The organism is Citrobacter sp. TBCS-14 (assembly GCF_005280805.1).
In the GTDB taxonomy this organism is placed as follows: domain Bacteria; phylum Pseudomonadota; class Gammaproteobacteria; order Enterobacterales; family Enterobacteriaceae; genus Citrobacter; species Citrobacter gillenii.
Genome location: NZ_SZWM01000708.1, coordinates 1 through 235, shown reverse-complemented (window position 1 = coordinate 235; position 235 = coordinate 1). Strand labels below are relative to the sequence as shown.

The following is a 235-nucleotide window of genomic DNA, read 5'->3' as shown; positions in this document are numbered from 1 at the left end:
GTCGTTAACCACAAAGCCTTCTTCCGCCAGCTTCATTGCCGGGCGCACGACTTTGTTCAGCGGCATCGTGCCGTATTTCTCCAGCGCCAGCGAGAAACCCGCCACGGTACCCGGCGTACCGGATGCCAGATGCGATGTCAGCGACTTTTTCGCATCGGCGTTGCCCTGCTCATCGAGGAACATGTCGCGGGTCGCGCCAGCAGGGGCCATTTCACGAAAATCAATCGCCGTGGTG

The 235-nt window shown here is 60.0% G+C and carries 1 protein-coding gene; it reads right to left on the bottom strand.

From position 1 onward, the window contains the following. Positions 1-235 (bottom strand): gamma-glutamyltransferase (locus tag FDX22_RS20830; protein ID WP_186805398.1); only part of this gene is annotated, 235 nt, incomplete at both ends.